Here is a 4,038-nt window from a genome sequence, read left to right as displayed (position 1 = left end):
AAAACAGACACATCAAAAGTATAAGTTGTTTTTTGTAAAATTGTATCACTTTCATTTATCGGATATTTATTTTGCATCCATAATAACCTATTAACTAATGCTCTATGTTCAATCATTGCCCCCTTTGGATTTCCAGTTGTTCCTGAAGTATAGATAACATAGGCTAAATTCTTTGAGGTATTTATTTTATCTAGATTATTTAACTCTCTATTAAATAAATCATCTTTAAATAAATCTATTACTATTCCTTCGAAGTCTATAGTTTCTAAGAACTCTGATTTACTTAATAGTATCTTAGATTCACTGTCTTTTAAAATATATCCTATTCTATCCTTAGGATATTTCGGATCTATCGGTAGGTATGCTCCTCCAGCTTTCAAGATTGCCATTATTCCTACAATCATCTCAAAAGATCTTTCAACCATTATTGCTACTATAGAGTCTGCTTTAACNNCAATATTATCTGGTGTTTTTTCCACTTGTAACTCAAATAATTCTTGTATTGTCTTATCCTTTGGATAATCTACTTTTGTATCATTAAAATTATATAGTATTTGATTCTTCTCTTTGTCATTTAGCAATTCAACATCATATAATTTGCTATCAAAATTATTCATCAAATTTTCTAAGCAATATATCATATGATTTTTTATTTGATTTATCTGTGATTCTTCATACATATAAAAATTATACTTTATTTCTAATTCTATTTTGTTATCTTTTATCATAAAGCAAAATAAAAGATTACTTGGCACTTCGCTAATTTTATCTTCACTATGTATATTTCTTAATAACACAACTGTCTCAAATAAATTATTTATATCGTTAAAATCCTTTCTCTGAGTAACTTCAAAAACCTTTTGTATTGGAAAATTGCTTAATTTATAAACAACTTTTACTTCTTGTGCAACATAACCCAAAAGTTGTTTAAATGTGATATCATCATTAATATCAAGTCTTAAAGGTAAGGCTTTATTAAAGCCATCTGAGTGATCACCATTTTTTAATAAAGGCATTCCAAGCATTATATCCTTACTTTCACTATATCTATTTAATAAAAAACTCACAGCTGATAATAAAATTATATAAACACTAAACTCTGAGTTATTTGATAATACCATAATTTTTTTTGATAACTCAGTACAAAATTCGCAGGAATAACTTTTTGTTTCGTATTCTTTTTTACTATTATCATTAGATCCCATTCTGAATTTAGGAATACCTATCTCCCCCGATAATTTTTCAGTCCAGTATTCTCTTTCTTCTTTGAACTTACTACTAAACACAACCATATTTTCAATTTTTTTATCCATATCTCCTAGTACTCCCTTTACATTAATTGTTTTATACAAGAAACTCAGTAAATACTTTTAAATTACCTTTTGTTGATGTTAAATTCTTCTATTTGCATATCCCCTATTTTAATATTCCAATTTATCATATTTCTCAAAATTTTCATATAATTATATATAAATTTATCTATTATTACTTTATTAAAAATCATATTATTATACTCTAATACAAATGTTAACTCTTCATCTAAAATTTCTCCATCTAATGATAGATCAACCATCAAATTAGTATAATTTATATAATATTCTTCCACATCTAGATTTAATAAATTTAAATTTTTATAGTTAACATTATTTAATGTAAACATAATATTAAATAATGGGTTATTATTTTCTTTTCTTTCAATATTTAGATCATTAATAACATAGTCAAAGGGATAGTCTTGATTTGAAAAGGCTTCATACATTGTTTCTTTGATTTGTTCCACTAGCTGCCCAACACTATCATCTTCATTGAAAGTCGCTCTTATTGCCAATGTATTAATAAAAACTCCAACTATTTTATCTAAGTTAGGATAATGTCTTCCTCCTATAGGTGTTCCTATAACTATATCCTCTTCATTTGAAAATTTATATAATAAAATAAAATAGGCAGTTAATAAAACACTATATAAAGTTACTTCTTGGCTACCACACAATTTTTCCAATTGAGATTTTAACCTATTTCCTATGTTGAATTTGATCCTTTTTCCACTTCCTTTTGAGCTATAATTTAATCTATACTTTTGAAATATATCTTTTGTATAGTCATAACTACTAAGCTTATTAAACCAATACCTCTTTTGACTATTAATTAAATATGATTGCAAAAAATCAACTTGCCAACAAGAAAAATCCTTATATTGAAACTGCACTTTATCTAAACTAATCCCATTATACAATTGCTCTAATTCACTTATTAAAATTTTAAAAGTAAGTGCATCTGTACATATATGATGAGTGTCTATAACTGCTACATATTCATCATTATAGTTTTTAATAATAACAACTCTTACTAAAGGTGATTTGCTTAAATCAAAAGGTTTAATTGATTCTAAAATTAAACTATCCATATGATTATTATTTTTTTCTACTACTTTAATTTTAAAATCAAAAAATTCATCAACTACTTGAATCACTTCATTTCCGTCTAACTCAAAGTGTGTCCTAAGGGCTTCGTGTCTATAAATAAGTTCAATAAAACATTGTTCTAATTTTTTTATATTTAAATTACCTTTTATCCTCTTAATTGTTTGTACATTATAAGCAGTGTCTAATGGCTTCAAGCTTTGTAAAATAAACATTCTCTTTTGGCTAGGAGTTGCTGAGTAGTATGGTCTTTTTTCCACCGCTCTTAATTGTTCATATGAAACATTAACAAACTTATTATCACTTATACACGCAGCAATCTTCTCTATTGTTATCAAATCCAATATATCAGCAATTAGAATGTTAACCTTGAATTCTTTTTGAATTTTAGATACTAACTGCATGGCTTTTAGTGAATTTCCACCTAGCTCAAAAAAATTATCCTTTACCCCAATATTATTAACCTCTAAGACTTGATTCCATATATTCACCAAAGCCTTTTCTACACTATTTCTTGGTGATTGATAATTAGTTGATCTTTTTTCAAAATTAGGATTAGGCAGACTCTTCCTATCCAACTTTCCATTAGCTGTTAGTGGCATCTTTTCTAATTGCACAAAATAAGCTGGGATCATATATTCTGGTAAGCTTTCTTTTAAGTATTCTCTTAAGCTTAGCTCACTGACTTCTTTATCACTTACTATATATGAGCAAATGTGCTTATCATCATCCTTACCGTTTATCGCTATAACTGTTGCTTCTTTAACCTCTTCATGTTGCAATAATTTATTTTCAATCTCACCAAGTTCGATTCTGAATCCTCTTATCTTAACTTGATTATCTATTCTTCCTAGGAATTCTATATTTCCATTAGGTAACCATCTAGCTAAGTCTCCTGTTTTGTACATCTTAGTTCCTGGTTCAAATGGATTATCCACAAACTTTTTACTTGTTAAATCTGTTCTATTTAAATATCCTCTTGCTAACCCCTCCCCACTTATACATAACTCGCCTTGTACTTCAATTGGTAAAATATTATTATATTTATCTAAGATATAAGCTTTTATATTATTAAGAGGTCTACCTATTACATTGCTAAAATTACTTATATTTTCTGAATCAATTATTGTTGCTATACATCCTACCGTACTTTCTGTTGGCCCATAATGATTCATTATACTTATATTCTTAGTATCATTCATCGTCATGAATTTCTCTTCTTCTTTTATATTTATTGGCTCTCCACCTAATATTATCAACCTTAACTTGCTGCCTTCAAATATTGTTTTATCATCTTGAGAATTAACTATTACATTAAACAACGAAGGTGTCATTTTTACATAAGCAATATCTGTTTTAAGTAATTCTATTAGTTTTTGGGGATTTTTATAAGTTTTTTCAGATACAATATTTAATTTTATTCCTGCAATTAGTGCCGTAAATAATGTAGTATATCCTAAATCAAATGCATATGAAGATAATAATGCTGCTTCATCACTTGATGTTAAAGATACCTTTTTTATAATAGAATTACAATAATTAATTAAGCTATGATGTTCCACCATTACCCCTTTAGGTCTACCAGTTGTTCCGGAAGTATAAATAACATAAGCTAAAT

The 4,038-nt window shown here is 27.0% G+C and carries 2 protein-coding genes; both read right to left on the bottom strand.

The features are described 5' to 3' along the window. A partial coding sequence (locus B2W91_RS01000) for an AMP-binding protein (protein WP_422653263.1) occupies positions 1-1,292 on the bottom strand: 1,292 nt, incomplete at its 3' end. A gap of 83 nt (positions 1,293-1,375) precedes the next feature. Beyond that, positions 1,376-4,038: condensation domain-containing protein (locus tag B2W91_RS00995; protein ID WP_291578392.1), on the bottom strand; the 2,663-nt coding region annotated here is incomplete at its 5' end.

The sequence above is a fragment of the Clostridium sp. UBA6640 genome (assembly GCF_002455975.1).
Taxonomy (GTDB): domain Bacteria; phylum Bacillota; class Clostridia; order Clostridiales; family Clostridiaceae; genus Clostridium_J.
The sequence above is the reverse complement of the archived record's forward strand: the minus strand, read 5'-3'. Positions and strand labels throughout refer to the sequence as shown.